This window comes from Nocardia sp. PE-7, assembly GCF_030486425.1.
GTDB classification, from domain to species: Bacteria; Actinomycetota; Actinomycetes; order Mycobacteriales; family Mycobacteriaceae; genus Nocardia; species Nocardia salmonicida_A.
The window spans coordinates 1,356,053-1,380,922 of sequence record NZ_CP129614.1; the positions used below are offsets into that span (position 1 = coordinate 1,356,053).

The window sequence follows — 24,870 nt, forward strand, 5'->3', positions numbered from 1 at the left end:
GAACTTTGACCACTCCTGCTCCCAGTACTTTGAACGGGAACTTCCCCAACGTCGTCGTCACGTCGATGGCGGCGACCACGTCGATCGCAGGTGATGTCGATGCGACGTGGAAGGGACTCCTCAACGGTGAGAGCGGAATCGACGTTCTCGAGGATTCCTTCATCGAGGAATACGACCTGCCGGTGCGAATCGGCGGTCACCTGAAGGTCAGCCCCGACACCCTGTTGAGCCGGGTCGAGATCCGCCGCATGGCGTATGTCGAGCGCCTGGCGACCGTCCTCGGTCGTGAGGTGTGGAAGAACGCGGGCAGCCCTGAGGTCGACAACGACCGTCTCGGCGTCGCGATCGGCACCGGACTCGGCGGCGGCGACGCCCTGATCGACTCGGTCGACAAGCTGAAGAACGGTGGCTATCGCAAGATCTCGCCGCTGGCTGTTCAGATGGTCATGCCGAACGGTCCGTCGGCGGTCGTCGGTCTCGAGCTGAAGGCCAGGGCGGGAGTGGTCACTCCGGTCTCGGCGTGCTCGTCGGGTTCGGAGGCCATCGCCAACGCGTGGCGGATGATCGTGATGGGTGACGCCGACATCGTCGTCACCGGTGGTGTCGAGGGCTTCATCGACTCGGTGCCGATCGCGGCGTTCTCCATGATGCGTGCGATGAGTACCCGCAACGACGACCCCAAGGGCGCTTCGCGTCCCTTCGACAAGGATCGCGACGGTTTCGTCTTCGGTGAGGCCGGCGCGCTCATGGTCATCGAGACCGAAGAGCACGCCAAGGCTCGCGGTGCCACCATCCACGCTCGTCTGCTGGGTGCCGGTATCACGTCCGACGGTTTCCACCTGGTCGCTCCCGATCCCGAGGGCACCGGTGCGGCCAGGGCGATGACGCGTGCGATGCAGACCGCTGGTCTGACCAAGAGCGACATCACCCACATCAACGCCCACGCGACCGCGACGCCCATCGGCGACTCCGCCGAAGCGAACGCGATCCACAAGGCGATCGGTAAGCACGCTTCGGTGTACGCGCCGAAGTCGGCACTGGGTCACTCGATCGGTGCCGTCGGCGCCCTCGAGTCGATCCTCACGGTGCTCGCTATCCGGGACGGCATTGTTCCGCCGACACTGAACCTGGACAACCAGGATCCGGAGATCGATCTCGATGTGGTGCACGGGGAAGCCCGTCGCCAGGAAATCGAGTACGCGATCAACAATTCCTTCGGTTTCGGTGGGCACAACGTCGCGCTCGCCTTCGGTCGGGCATAAGCCGCCGACTGCATTCCGATCCCCGGTGGGGGTCGTGCCAACTGAATGGTTCGACCCCCACCGGCGGTTCGCCACAGCAGCCGCCGCAGCGGCAATCTCTTTCGAAGGAGTGAGCGCGATGACCATCATTGCTCCCGCGTTTCAAGACACCACCACCGATCCGCGCGACCCACTGGGTCGGCTCCAACGTTTCTTCGACCCCGGCACCGTCCTGCCGCTGCATCCGCGCGACCGCTCCGGCGTGCTCGCCGCGATCGGCGAGGTCGACGGGGTCCGCACCGTGGCCTACTGCTCCGACGCGACCGTCATGGGCGGCGCGATGGGTGTGGAGGGCTGCAAGCACATCGTCGACGCGATCGACACCGCGATCGAATCCGGCATTCCCGTCGTCGGGCTGTGGCACTCCGGTGGTGCGCGCCTGGCCGAGGGTGTCGAGGCGCTGCACGCGGTAGGCCTGGTCTTCGAGGCCATGGTTCGCGCGTCCGGTCTCGTGCCCCAGATCTCGGTGGTGCTCGGCTTCGCCGCCGGTGGCGCCGCCTACGGTCCCGCGCTGACCGACGTGGTCATCATGGCGCCCGAGGGCCGCGTGTTCGTCACCGGACCCGACGTGGTGCGTTCGGTGACCGGCGAGAACGTCGACATGGAGACCCTCGGTGGTCCCACCACACACTTCAAGAAGTCCGGCGTCTGCCACATCGCCGCCGACGACGAGGCCGATGCCATGCACCGCGCGCGTCGGCTGGTCTCGATGTTCGCCGAGCAGGGCGACTTCGACCTGATCGCGGCCGAGCACGGCGACGTCGACCTCAAGGCGATGCTGCCGGAGTCGGCCAAGCGCGCCTATGACGTGAAGCCGATCGTGCACGAGTTGCTCGACAACGTCGACGGCGAATCCTCGTTCGAGGAACTCCAGGGTGGTTACGCCCGCAGCATGGTCACCGGCCTCGGTCGTCTCGGCGGTCGCACCGTCGGCGTCCTCGCCAACAACCCGCTGCGCCTGGGCGGCTGCCTCAACTCCGAAAGTGCCGAGAAGGCTTCACGTTTCGTGCGCCTGTGCGATGCCTTCGGTATCCCGCTGGTCGTGGTCACCGACGTCCCCGGCTACCTGCCCGGCGTCGGTCAGGAGCTCGAGGGCGTGGTCCGCCGCGGCGCGAAGCTGTTGCACGCCTTCGCCGAAGCCCGCGTTCCCCGCGTCACCCTGGTGACTCGCAAGATCTACGGCGGCGCCTACATTGCCATGAACGCCCGTTCCCTCGGTGCCACCGCCGTCTACGCCTGGCCCGGCTCCGAAGTGGCCGTGATGGGCGCCAAGGCCGCCGTCGGCATCCTGCACAAGAAGGCACTCGCCGCCGCCCCCGAGTCCGAGCGCGAAGCCCTCCACGAGCGCCTCACCGCCGAACACGAGCAGCTCGCAGGCGGCGTCGAACGCGCGGTAGCCATCGGCGTAGTCGACGAGGTCATCGACCCCGCGAAAACCCGCAGCATCATCGCCGCGGCCCTGGCGTCGGCACCGGCACGCAAGAGCCACCACAAGAACATCCCGCTCTGATCCGACCCGTTCTCCGGTAGCCCCCGTCGCTGGTTCGAACCAGCGACGGGGGCTACCGCGCATAATGGCAGGGTGCGCTATGAAGAACTCGCAGATGTCCCGTGCTCGATCACGCGGCCGCTGGTGATCTTCGGTGATCGCTGGACCCTGCTGATCCTGAAGTACTGCTTCGCCGGAGTGCGTCGTTTCAACGCGTTCCAGAGCGCGCTCGGCATCTCACGGAGCCGATTGCACGATCGCCTCGAGCGACTGGTCGAGCACGAGATCCTGGTGAAACGCCCGGCCGACGACGGTGCCTACGAGGAGTATCGCCTCACCGAGAAAGGCCACGCCATCTATCCGATCCTGATGGCGATCCGCGACTGGGGCGACACCTATATGGCACCGGACGGGCCGCCGGTGGAATACCGGCACCGCGGCTGCACGGGTGAGGCGCACGCGCATCTGACCTGCGACAAGTGCGACCTGGAGGTCACCGCTCGCGATATCGAGCTGGAAGCCGGTCCCGGAATGACCTCGGCCGCACGTCCCGCCTGACTCAGGACGTATGCCAGGTGATCTGGTCCTCCAGAGGCGCGCGATCGGTGCGGAAGTTGTTGATGGGGTGGTCGCGGTCGGGGTGGCCGAAGGAGATGCCGAAGACGACCTTGCGGGTGTCGGGGATGGCGAAGTACTCGCGGATGAAGGGGGCGTAGGAGGCCAGGGCCGCCTGGGGGGCGGCACCGAGGCCGAGGGCCTGGGCGCCGAGCAGGAAGTTCTCGAGCCAGAGGCCGCAGTCGATGGCGCCGTAGATGCCGAGGTCGGCTTCGGAGGTGACGATGGCGACGTGCGGGGCGTCGAAGAATTCGAAGTTGCGCACCATCTGGCGCATGGTCTTCTCGTGGTCGCCCTTGACGATGCCGACGCTGTCGTAGAGCTGGAAACCGCAGGTGCGGCGACGGTCGCGGTAGATGCCCTCGTAGGCGGCGGGGAATTCGAAATCGGGTGTGGTGCCGACTGTTTGGATGTGGGCAAGGAGTTCCTTGCGGAATCGGTCGGTGCCCTCGCCCGTGGTGACCACGACCTGCCACGGCTGGGTGTTGCACCACGAGGGGGTGCGCTGCGCGAGAGTCAGCAGCTCTTCGATGGTCGCGCGGTCGACCTGTTCGGGGGCGAATTGGCGGCAGGTCCAGCGTTCGTCGGCCAACCGGCGCAGGGTGGCGAAATCGCTGTCGTGGTCGGTCTGCGCCATCGCGCGGCTCCCTTGGCTACGGAAAACTAGTCTCATTTTGAGACTAACTTAGCAGGTGGGTCACCGCCGCGGAACCCGCCGACACCGCGAATTCGGGGTGTCGGCGGAGCCGGATTCAGTCGCGTCGACGGGCGACGACCACGATCGCGACACCGATGCCGACGACCAGCGCCGCTCCTGCCCCGATCAGGACATACAGGGCCCACGGCCGGGCGACTGTGGCCGGACCGCTCACGGCGACTGGCTGTTCTTGCACCGCCTGCGTGCTGACACCGAGGTAGGTCGGCCCGGGTTCGGCCGTGCCCGACACGGTGACGTCGAGCTGAACCGGAGTCGGCGGCATCGCGTCCGCGCCCAGAGGGATGCCGAGTTTGACGGCGATGTAGTGCCAACCGGCCACCGACTCCCGCTGGACTTGCGCGTCGGACTCTTCCCGATTGGCGTATCGCACCGGCACCGAGGCCAGCGCGAGTTCGGCGCTCGACCTGCCGGTGTACGCGGCGGTGTCGGAGTCGATTTTGCGACCGAGCGGCGAATACAGGGTGGTTTCCACATTCGACGCGGCGGTACTGTTCGCGCCGCCGGTCTCGGCGAACCGCACGCGGTAGGCCAGTCCCTGTCCCCAGTCGAGCCTGACGCGATAGAAGACGTACTCACCCGACTGCAGCGTGTCGGTGAAGTTGCCGCTGCCGGGCAAGGTGGCGGCGGCCGTGAACGAGCCCGCACCGCTCACCGGCTGCGCGGGCCCGGCCGGGTCGGTGAAGGTGACCGGGGTGCTCGCCGCGGCCGGTCCGGGATCGGTGACCCCGGGTTCGACGCCGACGAGCACTTCCACGGGCAGTCGCGCGGGCGAGCCCTTGGCCACCAGATCCCAGTTCAGCTCGAAGTAGTAGAGACCCGCACCCTTGCACTTCGCCGAATCAGCGCTGGTGGGTTCCTCGGTCGCTCCCTCGAAAGATGTTGCGACGGTGAGCGCCACACCATCGCTGGCTCTGGTCTCGAGTTCACGCTCGCGGATGGTGCAGTCCACGCCGTCGCGGCCGTAGACCCGCAGTTCCAGCGCGTTCATGTCCTCGGTCGTGGAAACGCCCTTCGCCCGGGGGAACGAGACGATCCCGGTGAAATAGGCGGTGGCGCCCGCGGGCACGTCGACCGCGTAGAACCGCTTCTGCTGCTGGCCGATGGTGTCGAGGTACTGGCCGGGCTTCGCGACCGGGGCGGTCCGGTATTCGTCGGTGCCGGTGATGGGCGTGCCGGCGGCCTGGTAATTGCGCAGGGCGGCCGAACTGACCCGCGGCAGAATGCGTTCCAGCGCCGCGCCGTCGGCGGCATCGCTGTAGGTGCCGCCGGTGGCGTGCGCCATGCAGGTGAGCTGGGCGCGTGCCTTGTCGTCGACGGCGAATCCGATCGAGTGCACGATCAGGTCGAGGCCCTGTTGCTTCAATTCCCGGGCGACCTCGCACGGGTCCGGCGGCGAACAGGTGTCGTCACCGTCGGAGACGAGCACGATCGAACGCGGCCCGGCATCGGGCAGCGCGTCGGCGGCCTGGCGCAGCGCGGTGCCCATCGGAGTCCAGCCGCGTGCCTGGATGCCGTCGACAGCGACGATGAGGGCGGGCTTGTCGATGGTGTTCGGCTGCTGCAGCACCTGCACGTCGCGGCAGCCCGCCGCCTTGTCCGCCTCCGAATTGCTGGTGCCGGTGCCGTAAGTGGTGAGACCGACGGAGGATTCGGCGGGCGCGGAGGCGACGAAGCTACGGATCGCCCGCTTGGCGGAGTCCATCATGGTGCCGCCCTGATCGGGGCGCTCCATCGAGCCGGAGGCGTCGAGGATCACCATGGTCGGCGCATATTGTCCGGGGTCGGCGTGCGCGAGGACCGGGACAGACGCAGGCAGCGCGGCGAGGGCTACGGCGGTGAGTGCGGCGGTCAGCGTGCTGAGTCTCGACATCGTCCTCGGCTTCGGTGCAGCGGGGTGAAACCGGACAGACGTTACCTATCGACCACTTGTCGCTCTACCCCTGCCGAAGTGGTGCAAACCACCGTTTGAAACACTCGATCGCGTTTGCGCAGGTGAGGATGCCGCAGTGCGGCCCGGCTCGCGCCTGCGCCGCATCGGGGCGGTTCCGGGGCACAATCGACCGCATGGCTTTGCAGGCCCGCGACGCGCAGGAGCGCAAACGGCACGGCAGGCACTACACGCCACCGGAGCTCGCGCGGTTCCTGGCGCGACGGGCGCTGCGCTACGCCCCCCGCGCCGGGGAACTGCGTGTGCTCGACCCGGCGTGCGGGGACGGCGAGCTGTTACTGGCGGTGCATCGGGAAATCGCCTCGAGCGCACCGGATGTCACGGTTCATCTCACAGGATATGACCTGGATCGACAGGCGGTCGACGAAACCGCCGGGCGGGCGGCCGCGCTCGGTGTCGAAATAGACTGCCGTGCGGGCGATTTCCTCGCGGCATCCGCTCACCTGGCCGACGGCTCGTTCGACCTGATCATCAGCAACCCGCCGTATGTCCGGACCCAGCAATTGGGTGGGGCGACCGCCCAACTGCTGAGCAAGCAGTTCGGCCTACGCGGTCGGATCGATCTCACCCATCCCTTCGTGGCCATCGCGCCGAGGCTGTTGGCTGCCGGGGGAGTGCTCGGATTGCTCTGTGCCAACCGGTTTCTCACCACCCGGGCAGGGGCGAACCTGCGCCGAATCCTCACCGCCGAACTGACACCGGTGGAGCTCTACGACCTCGGTGACACCAAACTCTTCGCCGCCGCGGTGCTGCCCGCGATCACCGTGGCTCTGCGCGCCACCGGCCCACCCGACTGCCGCTATGTCTCGGTCTATGAGGAGCTGGGAGTCGAATCCGACTGCGCTACCACGCTTTTCGACGCGCTGGCGGGCGAAGACGCCTGTCGTGTCCGCGAAGGAGGGCGGGTGTTCGCGGTGGAGGTCGGCGTGCTGGCGACCGGCGAATCGGCGAGCGTCGCAACGCTCCCGACAGGCGGGTCGTTACCCGGCCCTGCGGTGGTGGACCCGGTCGACGGTGGTCGGTCCGATCGTCCCTGCGACACCGCCTGGCGCATGTCGCGCCCGTCGGTCGATCACTGGCTCGGCCGCATCGCCGATCGCACCTGGCGTTCGTTCGGGGAGGCGGCGCGCATCAGGGTGGGGATCAAGACCACGGCGGATCGGGTGTTCATCTCGGACCGGTGGGACCAGATGGATCCGACGCCGGAGCCCGAGCTGCTGCGGGAGTTGATCACCCACCACGATCTGCAACCGTGGCGAGTCGCGATGGCGCGTGGCACGAGGGTGCTCTATCCCTACGATCTGCGCAAGCCCCGGCGCACCCCGATCGATCTCGCCGAGTTCCCCGGTGCGGCTGCTTATCTGCGATCTCACGAACAGGTGCTGTCGGGTCGACGCTATGTCCTCGACGGTGGCCGGAAGTGGTTCGAGATCTGGGTGCCGCAGCGCCCACACCTCTGGGGCGCCCCGAAATTGGTGTTCCCCGACATCAGCGAACGTCCACGCTTCGCACTCGATCGGTCGGGCGCGGTCGTCAACGGCGACTGCTACTGGATCTCGCTCACCGATCTCGGCAGTGGCCGATCGGCCACCGACCTGGCGTATCTGCTGATGGGCGTGGCGAATTCGGCGCTGGGGCTGCGGTTCTACGATGCCGTCTGCGGTAACCGGCTCTACTCCGGTCGACGCCGCTGGATCACCCAGTACGTCGCGCGACTGCCGCTGCCCGATCCGGCCTGCGCGGCGGCGGGTGAGGTCGTGCGAAGGGTGCGCGCTCTGCTGGAAGAGGGTGTGCCGGTGGCTGACGCGGGCATCGATGAGGTGGTGGCGGCGGCGTTCGGGGTGTCAGGGGAGGTCGCGGATACCGACCATCGGTAGCAGTGTGCGCCGCGCGAATTCCCGCCCGGCTTCCGCGTCGTCGAGCGGAATGAGCCCGTCCGGGGTCAGCGCCAGCGACAGGGCCAGCCGCGCCATGATCTCGGCGACCAGATCGGGGTCGAATTCGGGGACCTGCAGCTCGCGCAGCTTCTCGGCCAGATACGCGCGCCCGACGGCGAGAATCGGTCCGGCCTCGGTGGTGAGGCGGGGCAGGATGATCTCCGGTTCGGTGCTGAGCAACCGGCGTAGTAGTTCGTTGCCCGCGATGGTGGTGACGAAGGCGACGAAGATCTCGACGAGCTGTTCGTCGGGTGCGGTGACCGCGCGTACCCGCTCGTCGATATCGGTCACGTAGCGCTGCGCTTCGCGCACGCCGACGGCTTCGACCAGGTCGTTCTTGGACTCGTAGCGCCGGTAGAGGGTGGCCGGGCTGATGCCGGCCCGCCGCGCTATCTCGCCCATGCTCGTGCGTTTGATCCCGTAGTCCAGGAACGCCGACAGCGCACTGTCGAGCAGCTTTTCCCCATCGGTGACGGGCTTGTCGAGTATCCGCGCGAGGATCGACGAAACAGTAGGCATTACCCCATTATCCCTATGGGGAAAGATCCAACGCGGCCATCTCCTGCTCGATCGCATTGGCCGCGAAATGCACTCCGGAAGAACGGAGTTCGTGAACGCGGATGTGGAGTGCCTCGATGCCACCGGGCTGGGCGGCGATATCGGCAACGCTGAGCCGACCCGTCGCTCGGTGCACACCGGAATGCATGTATGCCACCGTGATACCTCCTGCCTCGCGTATCCGGTTGCCGATCGCCACTCTCATGATCGGCACGCAATACGCAGGACAAATGGTATCAGGGAAACCTACTGGACACTTGCTCAGTGTGACTAGTCACAACACCTCGGCATCACGGTGATTGGTCAGATTGTGTAGATACACCGCCGCGTTGAGCTTGATCCCGTCCTGCTGGGCCTGGGTGAGCTCACGACGCACCTTGCCGGGCACGCCCGCCACGAGCGAGCCGGGCGGAATCTGCGCGCCTTCGGGAATCAGGGCATTGGCCGCGATCAGGCTGCCCGCACCGATCACCGCGCCGTTGAGCACCGTCGCGCCCATGCCGACGAGAACATCGTCGCCGATGGTGCAGCCGTGCAGAATCGCGTTGTGTCCCACCGAAACGCCGGTGCCGACGGTGAGGGCGAAACCGGGGTCGGCGTGCAGCACGCAGCCGTCCTGGATATTGGTGCGGGCGCCGATGCTGATCTGTTCGAGGTCGCCGCGCAGGACCGCCGAGTACCAGACCCCGACCTCGGCGCCGAGGCGCACCCGGCCGATCACGGTCGCGTTCGGCGCGATCCAGGCCGTGTCGTCGATCTCGGGAGTGAACCCGCTCACCTTGATGATCATGAACGTCATTATTGCGCCGCGCCGCGGAACTGCGCGCGGTGGGCCGCGGGCGAGGTGCCGAGCATGCGGTGGAAGTGGTGGCGCAGGCTCACCGTGCTGCCGAAACCGGTGTCGCGAGCGACTCGGTCGACGGTGTCGTCGGTCGACTCCAGCAGCAGCCGGGCATGGTCGATGCGCTGCTGCAGCAGCCACTGCTGAGGGCTGGTGCCGGTGCGATCGCGGAAGCGGCGGGTGAAGGTGCGTCGCGACATCAGCGCCTCGCGCGACCAGTTGTCGAGGTCGACGGCGGTATCGAGGCGGGCGCGGGCCCAGGCCATCGCGCATTCGATCGGGTCGTCGGGGTCTTCGTCGGGTACCGCGATCGGGATGTACTGTGCCTGCGAACCGTTGCGGTGCGGGGCGGTGACCAACGATCGCGCCAGTTCGGTGGCAGCGCGTGCGCCGAGGTCGGTGCGGACGATGTGCAGGCAGCAGTCGAGGGCCGCGGCGACGCCGGCGGAGGTGATCACGTCGCCCAGGTCGCTCCACAGGGTGTCGGCGCGCACGTTGACCGCGGGGTAGGCCAGGGCGAGGGCGTCGGCGGCGGCCCAGTGGGTGGTGACGTCGCGGCCGTCGGCGAGACCGGTCGCCGCAATCGCCCAGGAGCCGAGGCACAGCCCGATCAGCCGAGCGCCGTTGGCGTGGGCTTTATGGACCGCCTCGTTCAGCGCGGGCGAAATTCCTCGGTCGCGTAGCCAGCCGGGGAAGACCACCAGATCGGCGGTGCTCACGATATCGAGTCCGTGTCTGACCGTGATGTCGAAACCTGCTGCCGTGGACAGTGTTCCGGGCTCCTCGGCGCATACCCGTACGTCATAGGGGGAGGCGTTTTCGACGCCGATGCCGGATCTGCCGAACACCAGGGTCGGCACCGACAGGTGGAACGGGCTGATTCCGTCGAACGCGATCACGGCCACCGAGGTCATGGCCCGATCTTATCGGTGTACGGCCTGCAGGCCACTGTCGAGACAGGGTTCGCTGGGCGAAAGTTGTCCACATGACCGAGATGATCACCCGCCCCGCTCTCGCCGCCGCCTTGCATATCGGCGGTCCGACCTTGCGTTTCCGCTATGGCGGACTGACCTGGCTCACCGATCCCACCTTCGATGAGCCCGGCGACTACCCGGGGCCGATCACCCTGCACAAGCTCAGCGGTCCCGCTGTGCCGGTCGAGGAGATCGGGACGATCGATGTCGTGCTCCTCTCGCACGATCAGCACGCCGACAACCTCGACAACGCCGGTCGCGCGCTTCTCACCGAAGTCGACACGGTCCTGTCGACCCCCGACGCCGCGGCCCGGATCGAGGGTGTGCGCCCTCTGGTGCCGTGGGAGACGGTGACCGTCGGAGCGGTGGAGATCACGGCGGTGCCCGCGCTGCACGGGCCGCCGGGGTGCGAGCCGCTCAGCGGTGTGGTCACCGGATTCGTGTTGCGTGCGCCGGGGGAGCCCACGGTGTACGTCTCCGGTGACAACGCGTCGGTGGAGTTGGTGCAGCGGATCGTCGAGCGGATCGGACGAATCGACGCCGCGGTGTTGAACATCGGCGGGGCCAATGTGGGGCGGTTCGGCGACAGCGATGTCACGTTGAATGCCCGCACCGCCGTCGCGGCCGCCGAGGTGCTCGGGGACGCGGTGATCGTCGCCGTGCACGCGGAGGGTTGGGGTCACTTCAGCGAGTCGCTGGATTACCTCGAGCGCACCTTCGCCTACGCCGATCGCGCGCACCAACTGATCGTTCCGGTGCGGGGTGAAATGTTTTCGGTGTGAGCGGCGATTCCTTGAATAGTTCTGCTATCTAACATCTTTCGTCGACCCGCGCCTGCTTCCGGTAGGCGCGGGTCCGTGTGCTGAGGAGAAGACGTGTTGCGGAAGTTACTGAGGGGCAACCTGTCTCGCGTAGTTCTCGGCGTGCTGATGGCCTTGGTCGTCTTCGCGGTCGGTGCGTGTTCGTCGGATGGCGGCGATTCCGGTGGGTCGGGATCGAGTTCGGCGTCGAAGACTTCGGTGACCGCGACGACATCGGCGACGCCGACGAGTTCGCCTGCGGCCCCGACTGATCCGGGAGGTTCGGGCGGCGGTTCGACGCCGGAGTCGTCGTACTATCACTCGCCCACCCAGGCTGCGCCGGGCGCGCCCGCGCAGGGCGAGATTCCGCCCGGCCACACCTGTGTGCCCGGCCCGGAGTGTGGAACGGATTCCTGCGGTCACAACGAATGTGGACTCCCGCCCGGGCACACGTGCATGCCGGGCCCGGATTGTGGAACAGACACCTGTGGTCACAACGAGTGCGGCGAGACGGCCCCACCGGTCACGACAACCGTGGCCCCGGTTACCACCACCCCGCCTCCGGTGACGACAACGGAGCAAACAACATCGCCGTCCGCCACCACGGCTCCGGCGACCGCCCCGGAAACGACGTCGAGCCCGGCGACCGCGGCCCCGGCGTAGTCGGGGCGGTCGCGACACGCGATCGAGGCGGCGGGTGAGCTCCGGTGCAGGTCCTAGGCTTGCCGGATGACGCGAACGGGCGTAGTCGTCGGGGTGCCGACGGAGGTCAAGCCGCAGGAATTCCGGGTGGCGCTCACTCCGGCGGGCGCCGCTGAACTGGTCGCGCACGGGCACGAGGTGCTCGTGCAGGCCGGCGCCGGGGTCGGGTCGGGATTCGCCGACGACGACTATCTCGGCACGGGTGCGCGGATCGCGGCCGACGCCGACCAGGTCTGGGCTCGATCGGATCTGGTGGTGAAGGTGAAAGAACCTGTCGCGCGGGAATATCCGCTGATGCGCCGCGATCAGGTGCTGTTCACCTTTCTACATCTGGCGGCGTCGAGGGAATGCACCGACGCGATCCTGTCCTCAGGGATCGTCGCCATCGCCTACGAGACCGTGCGCGGGCCCGACGGATCACTGCCGCTGCTCGCGCCGATGAGCGAGGTGGCGGGCAAGCTGAGCGCGCAGGTCGGGGCCTATCACCTGATGGCGCCGATGGGTGGCGGCGGCGTACTGCTCGGTGGTGTGCCCGGGGTGCGACCGGCCGACGTGGTGGTGCTCGGCGGCGGCGTCGCGGGAACGAACGCGGCGAGTATCGCGGTCGGCATGGGAGCCAGGGTGAACGTGCTCGATACGAATCTCGCGCGGTTGCGGGTGCTCGACGCACGCTTCGCCGGCCGGGTCGGCACCCTCGCCTCCCACGCGCTGGAGATCGACAAGGCCGTGGTCGCGGCAGATCTGGTGATCGGGTCGGTCCTGGTGCCGGGAGCCAAGGCGCCGAAATTGGTCTCCGACGAACTCGTCGCGCGGATGCGGCCCGGCTCGGTCCTCGTCGACATCGCCGTCGATCAGGGCGGTTGCTTCGCCTCGACCAGGCCGACCACGCACGCGAATCCGACCTTCCCCGTCGCTGATTCGCTGTTCTACTGCGTGGCGAATATGCCGGGTGCGGTGCCGCATACCTCGACCGTGGCACTCACCAACGCCACCCTGCCGTTCGCGCTGGTGATCGCGGACAAAGGATGGCGCGGCGCATGCGCCGCGGACCCCGGTCTGGCCGCGGGTCTCACCGCTGTCGACGGCAAACTGCTGTCCGCCGAAGTCGCGGCCGCGCACGGGTATTCGATCGGCGCCTGACCGCAACGGGCTACTCGCCGCCGCCGAGGTACCAGTCCGGGTCGCCCTCGGTGGGCAGGTCGCGGAGTTTGTCGGGATTGCGGACGACATTGATCGCCACGACGCGGCCCGCGTCGATGACGAACGAGAAGACGCCGACATTGGTGCCGTCGAAGACGACCAGGCCGGGCATGCCGTTGACCAGCACCGCCCGACCCCAGCCGTTCGCGGTGTCGTACCAGCCGAGCAGCATCTTGGCGATGAGCTCCGCGCCGCGCACCGGCCGACGGATGGCGGGCACTTTGCCCCCGCCGTCGGCGGTGAGGACCACGTTCTGGTCGAGTACGCCGAGCAGCGAACTCAGATCACCCGACCGCCAGGCCAGCGCGAACGCCGAGACGACCTTCTCCTGTTCGACCGGGGACGCGGGAAAACGTGGCGTGCCGTTCTCGACATGCTTGCGGGCGCGAGAAGCGAGCTGGCGGACCGCGGCGGGCGTGCGCCCGACTACCTCGGCGACCTCCGGGCCGGTCATGCCGAACACATCCTGCAGCACGAACGCGGTGCGTTCGGCGGGCGAGAGCGACTCGAGGACCACCAGCAGCGCCGTGGTGACGCGTTCGTCCTGGGAGATGCGGTCGGCGGGATCGTCCCAGGAAGTGACTTCCGGTTCCGGCAGCCACTCGCCGACGTACTGTTCGCGGCGGGCACGCGCGGACCCGAGCTGGTCCAGGGCGAGGCGGCCGATGACCGTGGTGAGCCAGGCGCGCAGGTTGTCGATCTCGTCGGCCTTGCCCGCGTCGAACTGGCGTTGCAGGCGCAGCCACGCGTCCTGCACCACATCCTCGGCGTCGGTGAGGCTGCCGAGCGTGCTGTAGGCGAGTCGGCGCAGGTAGGGGCGATGTTCCTCGAAGCGGCGAGCCAGTTCGGACTGATCCAGAGGCTGCGATGAGGTCATGGTGTGCGCCCGTTCGGTTGATCTTGCTCGGTCCCGGCGAGTCTAGAAGTGCCGTCACAGTGATGACGAACCAGCGGTCGCCGGTGTGACATCCCCGCCGCCCGCTACCCTCGGCCGGTGCGAGAAGCGACATCGACGGCGGTCGGGCTGGTGCTGGGGTTCGTGCTCGATCGGGTATTCGCCGATCCGCGGCGGTGGCATCCGGTGGCCGGATTCGGTTCGGCGGCAGCGGCATTGGAAGCGAAGACCTACGTCGACGATCGTCGCGCCGGGGTGGTGCACGAGGTGATCGCGGTCGGCTCGGTCGTCGCAATCGGGCTGCTCGCCACCCGCGGTCGGGGGCGCGGCGGTGTCCTGGTCACCGCGTCGGCGACGTGGACCGCGCTGGGTGGCCGCAGCCTCGTGCGCGCCGGGTTCGCCATGGCCGACCGCCTCGAGGCCGACGACCTCGCCGGTGCCCGCGAACTGTTGCCGTCGCTGTGTGGACGCGACCCGTCGGTCCTCGATGCCGATGGACTCGCGCGCGCCGCTCTCGAATCCATCGCCGAGAACACCTCGGACGCGACGGTTGCCCCGCTGCTGTGGGGTGCTGTGGCGGGGGTGCCGGGGGTGCTCGCTTATCGCGCGGTCAACACTCTCGACGCGATGATCGGTTACCGGAACGAGCGGTACGAACGGTTCGGTTGGGCTGCCGCGCGGACCGACGATGTCGCCAATCTCGTGCCCGCTCGCGTGACCGGGTTGCTGACCGCAGCCCTCGCGCCGCTTGTCGGCGGGAGTTCGGCGGGGGCGTTGCGGACGTGGCGACGTGACGCGGCTGGTCATCCGAGTCCCAATGCGGGGGTCGTCGAAGCGTCCATGGCGGGAGCTCTCGGGATCGGGCTCGGCGGGCGCACGCAGTATCGGCACGGGATCGAGCTTCGGCCGACTCTGGGTGACGGACCCACGCCTACGGCCGCGGATCTGCGGCGGGCGGTGCGGATGTCGGCGGGCGTGCAGGTCGCGGCGCTTGTGGTGGCTGTCGGGATCAGCCTGGTGCGGGGCCGTGCGCGCCGGTCCGGCCACCGGAGGACCTGCTGAATGCGCGGAGAAGCGGAACAGCTGTCAGCGGTTGCGCCCGTAGCGGTCCGCTAGGCGAGCTTCGGTGGTGGGTGGGGCGGGGGTAGGGGTGTCTGTGGTCGGCGTGGGTGTGGGGTTCGTCGGTGCCGACGGTCGGCCGCGGTCTCGGCGTCGGGCTTTGAGTTCGGCGACTACGAAGTAGCCGAGGCCCAGGGGTGCCATCAAGCCGAAGGCGAGCCATTGGAGGCCGTAGGAGAGGTAGGGGCCCGCGTCGAGTTGGGGGAGCGGGGTGGGGGTGAAGGCGCCCGGCTGGTCGGCGGCCAGTTGGAGGTAGCCGCCCTTGTCGGTGCCGGTCGGGATGGGGGTGAGGGGGGTGCCCATGACCGTGGATTCCTGGGTGGTGTCGACGGTGTACACCTGGCGGAAGCCGTCCTGGGTGCTGGGAGTCTTGTCGGGGACCACGCCCTCGGACGCTCGGACTCGGGCCTCGATCCGTTGTGGGCCCGCGGGTGGGTCGGCGATCGCGGGTGGGCGGGTGCCGTCCACGGACGCGACCAAGCCGCGGTCGACCAGCAGGGTGCGGCCGTCGTCGAGGCGGAAGGCGGCCAGGACCGCGTAACCGGGGGCGCCGTCGAGGTGGCGTAGCCGGACCAGGACGGTCGACTCGGGGACGAAGGCGCCGGTCGCGGTCACCTTGCGCCATTCGGTGTGGGTGCCGGTGTCGCCGTCGAGGACCTCGGTCACGGCCACGGGGTCGGCCTGCACGGAGTCGGCGATCAATTGGTTGCGGTGCTCGGTGCTGTCGTTCTTGCCGAGCTGCCATGGCGCGAGGACGGTGAAGCACAGGTAGGCGAAGGCGGCGACGACCACCGCGAGGATGAGCCAGCTGGGGCGCAGCAGGAAGGCGATCTTGCGCATCAGAGCGGCACGTCGGCGGGCTCGCGGGCGTCCAGTTCGGCGTGGACCCAGTCGAGCAGGCCGGGGATGGCGGCCTCGATCTGGTCGCGAACCAGGTCGAAGTCGGACTGGTCGCCGTAGTACGGGTCCGGCACGTCGGGGCCGTCCGCAGCGGGGTCGAAGCTGCGCAGCAACCTGCGCTGGTCGGTGGGGACGCCGCGGTGCGCGAGCTCGCGGTCGTGCCCGGTGTCCAGGGCGATGATCAGGTCGGCGTCGCTGTGCTCGGGACCGAAGGTCGCCGCGGTGTGCTCGGTCGGGTAGCCGGCCCGGCGCAGGGTCGCCTCGGTGCGGGGGTCGGCCGCATCGCCGACATGCCACGAACCGGTGCCCGCGCTGCTCACTCGCACCCGGTTCGCGAGGCCGGCACGGTAGAGGTGCGCCTCGAACATCTTCGCGGCCATCGGTGACCGGCAGATATTGCCTGTGCAAATGAACGAGACATGTAAGGGACCCACGGGAGCCATTGTCGCCCGTGCCGCCGATTCGCCGCCACGTAGGGTGTTCAGTTGTGCTCGAGGACTCTGTCGACCCCGCGATGTTGCGCCACCACGGCGACGTGGAAGCGCGCCCGGGCATGCTCGATTTCGCCGTGAACGTCCAGGGCGTGGCTCCACCGGACTGGCTGCGCGAACGCCTCGCGGCCCGGCTCGGCGACCTCGGCCGCTACCCGAGTTCCGACGACGAACGCGCCGCCCGCGCGGCCGTCGCCGCCCGCCACGGCCGCTCGCCGGACGAGGTGCTGCTGCTGGCGGGCGCCGCCGAGGGTTTCGCGATGCTGCCACGCCTGGCACCCCGGCTCGCCGCCGTCATCCACCCGTCCTTCACCGAGCCGGAACTCGCATTACGTGAGGCCGATGTCCCGGTCGCCCGAGTGATCCTCGAACGCCCGTACACCCTCGACCCCGTCCTGGTCCCCGACGCCGCCGACCTCGTGGTCGTCGGCAATCCCACCAACCCCACCTCGATCCTGCATCCCGCCGAGACGATGCGGGCACTGCGCCGACCAGGCCGCACCATCGTGATCGACGAGGCCTTCGCCGATGCGGTCGCCGGTCACGGCGTCGATGGTTCAGGCGACGGGCGATCCGGCCCCGCGTCCGAAGAACCGGAGTCGTTGGCCGGTCTCTCCGCTCCCGACGTCCTCGTCTTCCGCAGTCTCACCAAGACGTGGGCACTGGCCGGTCTGCGTTGCGGCTACGCCCTCGGCGCTCCCGAAGTCCTGGCCCGGCTCACCCATGGCCGCCCGCACTGGCCACTCGGCACCCTCCAGCTCGAGGCGATCATCGCCACCGCCGAACCCGCCGCGGTCGCCGAATCCCGGCAGCACGCGGACCGCATCGCCGCGGACCGCACCGCCATGATCGACCGACTCGCCGCGCTCGGCGTCGACGTCCACACCCCGGCCACCGGCCCCTTCCTGCTCCTGCGCGTCCCCGACGGCGCACTGCTGCGCAAACACCTCGCCGACCTCGGCATCGCGGTGCGCCGCGCCGACACCTTCCCCGGGCTCGGTCCCGACCACCTCCGTGTCGCGGTGCGTGGCGCCGCCGAGGTCGACCGGTTGATCCACGCGCTGAGCGCGGCGCTGTGGTGACTCGATCCCGAATGCTCGACGCGCGACCGGATCATGGCCAGACCGATCCGGGTGACCTGCGGGCAGTGCAGAATGTTCCGACGCAGCGAAGGAGACAGCGGTGACCGACCTGGCCGAACTGATCGGGGTACTCGACGCGGCGTACCCGCCGAGACTCGCCGAATCGTGGGATTCGGTGGGGCTCGTCTGTGGTGACCCCGCGCAGGCGATCACCAAGGTGGTGTTCGCCGTCGACGCGACCGCCGCCGTTGTCGACGAGGCGATCGGTTGGGGCGCACAGGCTTTGGTCGTGCATCATCCGCTGTTGTTGCGCGGGGTCGACACCGTCGCCGCCGATACGCCGAAAGGCGCACTGCTGCATCGGTTGATCCGCTCCGGCTGTGCCCTGTTCTCGGCCCACACCAATGCCGACTCCGCCGACCCGGGCGTGAGCGACGCGCTGGCCGCCGCCGTCGGCCTCACCGTCACCGGCCCGCTGGACCCCAAACCGCTCGCCTCCGTGGACAAGTGGGTCATCCAGGTGCCCCAGACCCATACGGCTTCCCTGATGTCGGCGTTGTTCACCGCGGGCGCCGGCTCGATCGGCGACTACCGCGAGGCCGCTTGGTACACCGCGGGCACCGGACAATTTCTGCCGCTCGCAGGCGCCAACCCGGCGATCGGGGCGATCGGCGCCGTCGAAACCGTCACCGAGGACGCCGTCGAGGTGATCGCGCCCCCCACCTCCCGCCTCGCCGTACTCGCCGCCCTGCGCGCCGCCCACCCCTACGAGGAACCGGCCTACCACGTCACCGAACGCGCACCCCTGCCCTCCTCGCTCGGCATCGGCCGCATCGGCGAACTCGCACAGCCCGAAACCCTGCGCGAGTTCACCGCCCGCGTCGGCGTCGGCCTGCCACGCACCGTCTGGGGCGTGCGCGCCGCGGGCGATCCCGAACGCGTCATCGAACGCGTAGCCGTCTGCGGCGGCGCGGGCGACTCCTATCTCGACAAGGCCATCCGCGCCGGCGTCGACGCCTACCTCACCTCCGACCTACGCCACCACCCCGTCGACGAACACCTCCGCCGCGGCGGCCCCGCCCTCGTCGATGCCGCTCATTGGGCCACCGAGTTCCCCTGGTGCGGTCAGGCCGAACAGTTCGTCAACACCGCCCTCCCCGCGGTACAGACCCGCGTCAGCACCCTGCGCACCGACCCGTGGACGGTCAGCGGCTAATCCCTCGCCGCCGATATCGGAGGTAGACCGACGCACGCCGAGCGCATTCGGTTCCTGTGTCTTCGGGTCATGGCGTGATCACACCCCGCGGCGCGGTACGGTTGATCGATCCATCCGTCCACTGTGTTCAGGAGTTCGTGCGCGTTGAATGTCGAACCGTCGGTCCAGACCAAGCTGTTGCAGCTCGCAGGAGTCGATGCCGAGTTGACGCGCATCGCCCATCGCCGTTCCGCGCTGCCGGAGCAGCAGGAAGTGGCACGTCTGGCGGCCGAGCGCAACGGCTACAAGGACGCGGCCGTGGCGGTGGAGATCGGCATCGACGATCTGGACCGCGACATCCGCAAGCTCGAGGGCGAGGTCGACGCCGTCCGCAAGCGTGAGGACCGCGATCGCGGCATGCTCACCGCGGGCACCGTCGCCGCCAAGCAGCTCTCCGAGCTCCAGCACGAACTGGGCAGCCTGGAGCGTCGCCGCTCGGTGCTCGAGGACGAACTGCTGACCGTGATGGAGCAGCGCGAGGCGATGCTCGCCGACCACGACCACGCGGGTGCGCGGCTGAGCAAGGCCGACCACGACCTCGAAGACGCCGAACGCCTGCGCGACGAGGCGATGGCCGATCTCGAAGTGGCGCAGCAGCGTTGCGAGAAGGACCGTTCCGAGCTGATCGGCCTGTTCCCCGACGAGCTGATCGCCGTCTACGACAAGCAGCGCGCGGCGCACGGTGTCGGCGCGGCCCTGCTGCAGGCCCGTCGCTGCGGCGCCTGCCGGATCGAGATCGACCGCGGCGAGATGCAGCGCATCGCCAAGGCCGCGCCCGACGCGGTCCTGCGCTGCCCGGAGTGCAGCGCGATCATGGTGCGTACCAAGGAATCGGGGCTGTGACCGGATCGGCGCGTCGATGACCGAGGTGATCGTCGAAGCCGACGGCGGCTCGCGCGGCAATCCCGGTCCGGCCGGTTACGGCGCGGTGGTGTTCGCCGCCGATCACGTGCGGGTGCTCGCCGAACGCAAGGAGTTCATCGGCGTCGCCACCAACAACGTGGCCGAATACCGCGGTCTCATCGCGGGTTTGGCGGCGTCAGCCGAGTTGGGCGCGCGCGTCGTCACGGTGCGGATGGACTCCAAGCTCGTCGTCGAACAGATGTCGGGACGCTGGAAGATCAAGCACGCCTCGATGATTCCGCTCGCCGAGCAGGCACGGGCACTGGTCGCCGGATTCGACCGGGTGAGCTTCACCTGGATTCCACGCGCGGAGAACTCCCACGCCGACCGACTCGCGAACGAGGCGATGGACGACGGTGAACTCACCGGAACCGTGCGCGCGGCCGTCGCGGCCGGACATGCCGCCGGTGACGAAGTCTCGGTGCCGAAAGCGGTTGACGCGAACAAGGTTTCGCCCGGCTGGACCGGCGCCCTCGGCAAGCCGACCCGCCTGCTGTTGCTGCGCCACGGCCAGACGGCCCTGTCGGTGGAGCGCCGCTACTCCGGCCGAGGCAACCCGCCACTGACCGACCTGGGTCGCGAGCAAGTCGAACGCGCCGCGAAAATGCTTGCCGCCAAAGGCGATATCGCCGCCGTCGTGAGCTCCCCGCTGCAGCGGGCCCGTTCCACCGCCGAAGCCGCCGCGAGCGCCCTCGACGTGCCGCTGCGCATCCTCGACGGCCTCACCGAGACCGACTTCGGTGACTGGGAAGGTCTCACCTTCGCCGAAGCCGCCCAGCGCGATCCGCAGCTGCACCGCGACTGGCTCGGCGACCCCTCGATTCCCGCGCCCGGCGGCGAGAGTTTCGATCAGGTGCGCGAACGCGTCGAGGGGGTGCGCCGCGATCTGGTCGCGCTGTACCCGGGCCAGAACGTGGTGGTGGTCAGCCACGTGACCCCGATCAAGACCCTGTTGCAGTTGGCCCTCGGCGTCGGCCCTTCGCTGCTGTACCGCCTGCACCTCGACCTCGCGTCGCTGTGCGTGGCCGAGTTCTATCCCGACGGCGGCGCCTCGGTGCGCCTGGTCAACGACACCTCGTACCTGTGAGCTAGCCGCTTGTCGCCCGGGCACGGTACGGTCGCCCCGGCGCACGGTCGGCGTAACGACGACGCCGTATTTCCCGAAAGATTTTCGGGCATGCGGAATGCCGCGGCCACAAGGAAAGGTACTTGATGAGGTTTCTACGGATGGCGGCGTTTGCGGCGGCCATCGCGGGGGTGCTCACCGCGTCCGCGGGTGCGGGTAGCGTGACGGCCGACCCGAGCGTGGTGCTCGGCGCGGCCTCGGGCATCGTCTTCGACAACGACTCCGGTTGTTCGCTCACCGCCATCGGCCACGACGGCGCGGGCCGCCTCGTCGGTCTCACCGCGGGGCACTGCGCGCCGACCGGTTCGCGCGTCGGCGCCGAGCAGGCGCTCAAGGCGGGCGTGATCGGCACGGTCGCGTATTCCGATGACGGCGACTACCTGGATTTCGCTGTGCTGCAACTGGATGCGTCGAAGGTGGTGCCGGTGCGGACCATCGGCCAGACCACCGTCGCGGGTATCGGCGCCTCGCCCGGCCCCGGTACCACGGTGTGCTCGGACGGCCGTACCAGCGGTCGTAGCTGCGGCGTGGTGTGGGGTGAGCTCGAAGGCACCTCCATCAACCAGTACTGCTCGCAGCCGGGCGATTCCGGCGGACCCGTCGTGGTGGGCGACCGCCTCGTCGGCATGAACCAGGGCCGCCTCACCGGCCTCGGCCCGGTCGACTTCGACGTGCCCTGCACCGGCGGCGCCAACCCGATCCACTCGCCCGCCTACTTCCAGCCCATCCAGGTGATCCTGGATGTGCTCAACCGCGCGGGCGGCGTGGGCGCGGGCTTCCAGCCCATCTGATCAACCCGCGAAACCACGAGGGGCGCAGCACCGAACAGGTGCTGCGCCCCTCGTCGTTGGGGGAACAAGTCGCTGCGGTCAGCCGAGACCGCGTTCGTGCATGAGCAGCAGGCCGTAGGCGGCTACCGTGTGGGCGTCGATGATCTCGCCGCGCAGGATCATCGCTTCGACCTGTGAGCGGGAGAACCAGGCCGTCCGCATGTCCTGCTCCTCGTGTTCGCGGTCCGGCTCGCCCGGTGTGAGGCCGGTGGCCAGGAAACAGTGGCCGCGCTGGTCGGTCAGCGCGGGTGCCGCGGCCAGGGCGCCGAGTCGAAGCATGTGGTCGGCGCGCAGCCCGGTCTCCTCACGCAATTCGTTGTGCGCCAACTCGACCGGCGTCACAGTGGTGCCGTGTGGCGGTGTGCCCGCGGGGAACTCCCAGCACCGCATCCCCAGCGGGTAACGGAACTGTTCGACGAGGTGGAATCCCGTGCCGTCGAAGGGGATCACCAGTGCCCAGTCGACCTTGTCGAGAACGCCGTAGATCCCCACCGAGCCGTCCGCCCGCCGAACAGTGTCCTCCCGCAACCGCATCCACGGGTTGGTGTACATCGTGCGCGAGCTGATCTGTTCCATCACCCCATGGTGCCCGACCGTCGCGGCGTATCCGGGCAGTTCAGGGACGAAGGACCGAGACCAGGAAATCGGTCTGGTCGCGCACCACCTGTTCGAAGACATCGTCGAAGTACACGTCGAAGTGGCCGACCGGATACTGCTTGACCACCGCGTGTTTGGTGCGTTCGGCGGCCTTGCGGGTCGGCCCGGCGGGCGCGATCGAGTCGTTCTCGGCGATCGCGTAGAAGACGGGGACCTTCAAGGACTTGGCGCGGCGGCCGGGGGAATCGAAGAGGGTCGAGAAGGCCACGCGAGCACCGACTTTGGGGTCGTAGGTGGCGCTCTCCTCGGCGAGTCGGCCGTAGCCCTCCGGCACGTCGGTGGCGCTCATCAACGCCGCGGAGCGTTTGCGCCCGGCCAGGCGGATGCGGACGGGTTTGCGGCGGATCGGGCCGAAGAGCAGGTCGGTGGCGGCGATGGTGGCGACCTTGGTGAGGCTGATCGGGCCCTTCGCCATTCCCGACGCCCATCCGCTGGTGAACGGCACCTGGGCCACCACCGCGGCGAGGTAATCGTCGTCGGGCGCCACCGCGAGCACGTGTCCACCGCCGAACGAGGTGCCCCACAACGCGATCCGGGTGGCATCGAAGCCCCGGATGCTGCGCGCGTAGGCGATTGCGGCCTTCCAGTCCTGCCGCTGACGGGCGATGTCGATCACCTGGCGAGGCGAACCCTCACTGGCACCGAAATTTCGGTAGTCGAACGCCAGCACCCCCATTCCCGCGGCGACGAACCGCCGCGCATACCGATCCAACCCCATCTCGCGGGTGGCCCCCAGCCCGTGTCCCATGATCACCAACGGGCGCGGACGAGGCGCGCCGTCGGGCAGGTAGAGCCACGCGGCGCACTGCTGCTCACCCGAAGGGAAACTGACGTCGACACGTTCCATGAGTCAATACCGTAGCGAGTACTCTGTACCGGCGGACGAGTCGGCCGGGCGACCGCGGTAACGGGAACGGGCACCAACGGTGCCGCTGCCCGGTGCCGAGGAAAGTCCGGACTCCACAGAGCAGGGCGGTTGTTAACGGCAACCCGGGGTGACCCGCGGGACAGTGCCACAGAGAACAGACCGCCGCACGCGAGTGCGGTAAGGGTGAAACGGTGCGGTAAGAGCGCACCAGCGCCCCGGGTGACCGGGGCGGCTAGGTAAACCCCGCCCGGAGCAAGGTCGAAGGTCGCATCGGCAACGGTGCGGCTGCGCAGGTGTTCGAGGGCTGCTCGCCCGAGCCTGCGGGTGGACCGCTCGAGGCACCCGGCGACGGTGTGTCCAGATGGATGGTCGCCCCCCGATGCGAATCGGGGACAGGATCCGGCTTACAGGCCGGCTCGCCCGCCCACGAAACGAGAAGGCGGCGGTTCCCACCGGGAGCCGCCGCCTCGCTTCACCGCTGCCGGCTCAGCACATCAGCTTGGACATCTGGTAGACGGCAGTGGCCTCTTCGGTGGTCGCGGAGGTGTCGCCGTTCTTGGCCGCCTTGATGATCGTGGCGACGGCATCGGCCTCGGACTTGCCCGCCTTGATCTCGGAGCAGGAATGGTTCAGCACCGCGGCCACGGCGGCGTCGTCACGCCCCTGTGCCAGCTTCGGGAAGGCGTTGCGGTAACTCACCACGAACATGCCCGCCTTGCTCGCTTCGACCTGGAAGGTCGGCGCGGCCGTGGTGGAAGCGGTGGGGGCGCCGGCGGAGGAAGAGTCGTCGCTGCAGCCGGCCAGAAGCAGGGCGAAGACGGTGGCGCTGGCCGCGATGGCGGCGGTAGTTCTACTCACGCAGCGGGATGCTAGCGGCCCAGGAAACACGCCGCTTCCCCTGTGGTTAACGGGAAGCGACATGTTCTGGATCGAAGCGGTGAGCTATCCCGGGTTAATCGCCAGCAGATGGGCCCAATAGCTGGCCGCGTCCGGTCCGAGGATCGGCGACAGGTAATCGAAAATCAGCCACGACATACGTTCGCAAACTCCCATTTATCGACGTGAGTGCCGCACAACCCGGCAGCTGCCGAGTGCGCCGCCGCCACAGTAACAATTGCCCGCGAAGTCATGGCGTTCGTGTGTCCGGACAGCGAAAATGCGCTGGAACTCGCCGGGAACGTGAGCGAGGTCATAGAGTGATCGCCGTCGGCAGGGCTCGCTGCCACTTCCTCGGGCCCAATACATTCGATCGCGGAAGCAGGTCACATTTACATGCGGGTAGTTCGTTCCATTGTCGCCGGTGCACTGATCGCCGGAGCCGCTGCGGTTTGCGCAACGCTGGGTGCCGGTTCGGCGAGCGCGGTCGCGGTGACCCCGCTCGCAGGCGGGGTCCAGGTCGACCTCAGCCCGGCTGATACCGCCTGGGTCCATCAGTCTCGATTCGGCCTGACGGTCGCCGGTCTGCCGCACCCGTCGGCGGCCTCGTTCGGTCAGGCGCTCGACGCGGCCGCGACCGTGTCCTCCGCCGTCCCCAACGGCCGGGTCACGTTCACGGTGTACGGCCCGCTCGATCAGCTCAACGGCACCATGCTCGCCCTGAAGTAGAACTCGTTAGTCTGCGAGCTATGGACTTCGGATCACACACGACGAGTAGTTCGCAG

At 68.6% G+C, this 24,870-nt stretch carries 25 protein-coding genes and 1 other RNA gene; 14 read left to right on the forward strand and 12 right to left on the reverse strand.

What is annotated here, in order from left to right; all coding sequences use genetic code 11:
• The first annotated feature begins 5 nt into the window (after positions 1–5).
• The 3 genes from QX204_RS06385 to QX204_RS06395 all read left to right on the forward strand — a co-directional run bounded on the left by QX204_RS06385 (position 6) and on the right by QX204_RS06395 (position 3,348).
• Positions 6–1,262 carry a KasA/KasB family beta-ketoacyl-ACP synthase gene (locus QX204_RS06385; protein WP_266299014.1) on the forward strand — a complete coding sequence of 419 codons (1,257 nt, stop codon included), beginning with the start codon at positions 6–8 and terminating at the stop codon, positions 1,260–1,262.
• 118 nt (positions 1,263–1,380) lie between these two features.
• Complete coding sequence (locus QX204_RS06390) at positions 1,381–2,811, forward strand: acyl-CoA carboxylase subunit beta (RefSeq protein WP_056821154.1); 1,431 nt, start codon at positions 1,381–1,383, stop codon at positions 2,809–2,811.
• Positions 2,812–2,883: 72 nt separating this feature from the next.
• Positions 2,884–3,348, forward strand: a complete 465-nt coding sequence (locus QX204_RS06395; RefSeq protein WP_301905647.1) for a winged helix-turn-helix transcriptional regulator — start codon at positions 2,884–2,886, stop codon at positions 3,346–3,348.
• 1 nt (position 3,349) lies between these two features.
• Here QX204_RS06395 and QX204_RS06400 read toward each other — a convergent pair whose 3' ends face one another.
• Together QX204_RS06400 and QX204_RS06405 are read right to left on the reverse strand one after the other, a co-directional pair.
• Entirely contained in the window at positions 3,350–4,042 is a 693-nt protein-coding gene (locus QX204_RS06400; RefSeq protein WP_301905648.1) for a nitroreductase, read from the reverse strand.
• Positions 4,043–4,157: 115 nt separating this feature from the next.
• Positions 4,158–5,993, reverse strand: coding sequence for a vWA domain-containing protein (locus tag QX204_RS06405; RefSeq protein ID WP_301905649.1), 1,836 nt, complete (start codon positions 5,991–5,993; stop codon positions 4,158–4,160).
• A 194-nt stretch (positions 5,994–6,187) separates the two neighbouring features.
• On the opposite strand from QX204_RS06405, the gene QX204_RS06410 reads away from it, so the two are divergent.
• Complete coding sequence (locus tag QX204_RS06410) at positions 6,188–7,948, forward strand: Eco57I restriction-modification methylase domain-containing protein (protein WP_301905650.1); 1,761 nt, start codon at positions 6,188–6,190, stop codon at positions 7,946–7,948.
• Here the strand turns inward: QX204_RS06410 and QX204_RS06415 are convergent.
• The 4 genes from QX204_RS06415 to QX204_RS06430 all read right to left on the reverse strand — a co-directional run bounded on the left by QX204_RS06415 (position 7,916) and on the right by QX204_RS06430 (position 10,321).
• Complete coding sequence (locus QX204_RS06415) at positions 7,916–8,527, reverse strand: TetR/AcrR family transcriptional regulator (RefSeq protein WP_301905651.1); 612 nt, start codon at positions 8,525–8,527, stop codon at positions 7,916–7,918. The genes QX204_RS06410 and QX204_RS06415 overlap by 33 nt on opposite strands.
• Positions 8,528–8,540: 13 nt before the next feature.
• A complete protein-coding gene (locus QX204_RS06420; RefSeq protein ID WP_062992070.1) occupies positions 8,541–8,723 on the reverse strand; it encodes a hypothetical protein in 183 nt (60 codons plus the stop codon).
• Positions 8,724–8,840: 117 nt separating this feature from the next.
• The gene (locus QX204_RS06425; protein WP_301905652.1) at positions 8,841–9,356 is read right to left on the reverse strand and encodes a gamma carbonic anhydrase family protein; all 516 of its coding nucleotides are present in this window, start codon (positions 9,354–9,356) and stop codon (positions 8,841–8,843) included.
• Positions 9,357–9,364: 8 nt separating this feature from the next.
• Positions 9,365–10,321: a GlxA family transcriptional regulator gene (locus QX204_RS06430; RefSeq protein WP_301905653.1), complete on the reverse strand. Its 957-nt coding sequence runs from the start codon at positions 10,319–10,321 to the stop codon at positions 9,365–9,367.
• A 71-nt stretch (positions 10,322–10,392) separates the two neighbouring features.
• Between QX204_RS06430 and QX204_RS06435 the strand changes: the two genes are divergently transcribed.
• Positions 10,393–11,163: an MBL fold metallo-hydrolase gene (locus QX204_RS06435; protein ID WP_301905654.1), complete on the forward strand. Its 771-nt coding sequence runs from the start codon at positions 10,393–10,395 to the stop codon at positions 11,161–11,163.
• Positions 11,164–11,910: 747 nt separating this feature from the next.
• Entirely contained in the window at positions 11,911–13,023 is a 1,113-nt protein-coding gene (gene ald / locus QX204_RS06440; protein ID WP_301905655.1) for an alanine dehydrogenase, read from the forward strand.
• 10 nt (positions 13,024–13,033) lie between these two features.
• Here ald and sigJ read toward each other — a convergent pair whose 3' ends face one another.
• Positions 13,034–13,960 (reverse strand): RNA polymerase sigma factor SigJ, encoded by a 927-nt coding sequence (sigJ, locus tag QX204_RS06445; RefSeq protein WP_301905656.1) that lies wholly within the window; start codon positions 13,958–13,960, stop codon positions 13,034–13,036.
• Between the two features lie 117 nt (positions 13,961–14,077).
• Here sigJ and QX204_RS06450 point away from each other — a divergent pair, with 117 nt between their 5' ends.
• Entirely contained in the window at positions 14,078–15,040 is a 963-nt protein-coding gene (locus tag QX204_RS06450; protein WP_301905657.1) for a cobalamin biosynthesis protein, read from the forward strand.
• 24 nt (positions 15,041–15,064) lie between these two features.
• On the opposite strand, the gene QX204_RS06455 is transcribed toward QX204_RS06450, so the two are convergent.
• Both QX204_RS06455 and QX204_RS06460 read right to left on the reverse strand, forming a co-directional pair.
• A complete protein-coding gene (locus tag QX204_RS06455) occupies positions 15,065–15,937 on the reverse strand; it encodes an SURF1 family cytochrome oxidase biogenesis protein (protein ID WP_301905658.1) in 873 nt (290 codons plus the stop codon).
• Complete coding sequence (locus QX204_RS06460; RefSeq protein WP_301905659.1) at positions 15,937–16,440, reverse strand: low molecular weight protein-tyrosine-phosphatase; 504 nt, start codon at positions 16,438–16,440, stop codon at positions 15,937–15,939. The genes QX204_RS06455 and QX204_RS06460 overlap by 1 nt, the downstream gene beginning before the upstream one ends.
• A 44-nt stretch (positions 16,441–16,484) precedes the next feature.
• Between QX204_RS06460 and cobC the strand changes: the two genes are divergently transcribed.
• The 5 genes from cobC (at position 16,485) to QX204_RS06485 (ending at position 21,645) form a co-directional block, all read left to right on the forward strand.
• Positions 16,485–17,570 carry an Rv2231c family histidinol phosphate aminotransferase CobC gene (gene cobC, locus QX204_RS06465; RefSeq protein WP_301905660.1) on the forward strand — a complete coding sequence of 362 codons (1,086 nt, stop codon included), beginning with the start codon at positions 16,485–16,487 and terminating at the stop codon, positions 17,568–17,570.
• Positions 17,571–17,670: 100 nt separating this feature from the next.
• On the forward strand, positions 17,671–18,786 hold the full coding sequence (locus QX204_RS06470; protein WP_301905661.1) for a Nif3-like dinuclear metal center hexameric protein: 1,116 nt from the start codon (positions 17,671–17,673) through the stop codon (positions 18,784–18,786).
• 144 nt (positions 18,787–18,930) lie between these two features.
• Positions 18,931–19,668, forward strand: a complete 738-nt coding sequence (locus QX204_RS06475; RefSeq protein ID WP_301905662.1) for a zinc ribbon domain-containing protein — start codon at positions 18,931–18,933, stop codon at positions 19,666–19,668.
• A gap of 16 nt (positions 19,669–19,684) precedes the next feature.
• Positions 19,685–20,815, forward strand: a complete 1,131-nt coding sequence (locus QX204_RS06480; protein ID WP_301905663.1) for a bifunctional RNase H/acid phosphatase — start codon at positions 19,685–19,687, stop codon at positions 20,813–20,815.
• Positions 20,816–20,955: 140 nt separating this feature from the next.
• Positions 20,956–21,645: a S1 family peptidase gene (locus QX204_RS06485; protein WP_056821118.1), complete on the forward strand. Its 690-nt coding sequence runs from the start codon at positions 20,956–20,958 to the stop codon at positions 21,643–21,645.
• A 78-nt stretch (positions 21,646–21,723) separates the two neighbouring features.
• Here the strand turns inward: QX204_RS06485 and QX204_RS06490 are convergent, their stop codons facing one another.
• Both QX204_RS06490 and QX204_RS06495 read right to left on the reverse strand, forming a co-directional pair.
• Positions 21,724–22,260: an NUDIX domain-containing protein gene (locus QX204_RS06490; protein WP_301905664.1), complete on the reverse strand. Its 537-nt coding sequence runs from the start codon at positions 22,258–22,260 to the stop codon at positions 21,724–21,726.
• 40 nt (positions 22,261–22,300) lie between these two features.
• The gene (locus QX204_RS06495) at positions 22,301–23,188 is read right to left on the reverse strand and encodes an alpha/beta hydrolase (RefSeq protein ID WP_301905665.1); all 888 of its coding nucleotides are present in this window, start codon (positions 23,186–23,188) and stop codon (positions 22,301–22,303) included.
• A gap of 36 nt (positions 23,189–23,224) precedes the next feature.
• Here QX204_RS06495 and rnpB point away from each other — a divergent pair.
• An RNA gene (rnpB, locus tag QX204_RS06500) (RNase P RNA component class A) lies at positions 23,225–23,632 on the forward strand.
• Positions 23,633–23,695: 63 nt separating this feature from the next.
• On the opposite strand, the gene QX204_RS06505 is transcribed toward rnpB, so the two are convergent.
• Positions 23,696–24,067 carry a hypothetical protein gene (locus QX204_RS06505; RefSeq protein WP_301905666.1) on the reverse strand — a complete coding sequence of 124 codons (372 nt, stop codon included), beginning with the start codon at positions 24,065–24,067 and terminating at the stop codon, positions 23,696–23,698.
• Positions 24,068–24,481: 414 nt separating this feature from the next.
• Between QX204_RS06505 and QX204_RS06510 the strand changes: the two genes are divergently transcribed.
• Positions 24,482–24,814: a hypothetical protein gene (locus tag QX204_RS06510; RefSeq protein WP_301905667.1), complete on the forward strand. Its 333-nt coding sequence runs from the start codon at positions 24,482–24,484 to the stop codon at positions 24,812–24,814.
• Positions 24,815–24,870: the final 56 nt, after the last annotated feature.